This is a genomic window from Kluyvera chengduensis (assembly GCF_044197065.1).
GTDB lineage: Bacteria > Pseudomonadota > Gammaproteobacteria > Enterobacterales > Enterobacteriaceae > Kluyvera > Kluyvera ascorbata_C.
The window spans coordinates 1-200 of sequence record NZ_JBIQOI010000052.1; the positions used below are offsets into that span (position 1 = coordinate 1).

Below are 200 nucleotides of genomic sequence, written 5' to 3' on the forward strand. Positions count from 1 at the left end.
ACGTTGGACAGGAACCCTTGGTCTTCCGGCGTGCGGGTTTTTCACCCGCATTATCGTTACTTATGTCAGCATTCGCACTTCTGATACCTCCAGCATCCCTCACGAGACACCTTCGCAGGCTTACAGAACGCTCCCCTACCCAACAACACAGAGTGTCGCTGCCGCAGCTTCGGTGCACAGTTTAGCCCCGTTACATCTTC

1 rRNA gene is annotated in these 200 nt (G+C 54.5%); it reads right to left on the reverse strand.

Annotated features, from left to right (window positions below):
- Positions 1-200: ribosomal RNA gene (locus ACH1XZ_RS23410) — 23S ribosomal RNA — on the reverse strand; the annotation flags it as partial.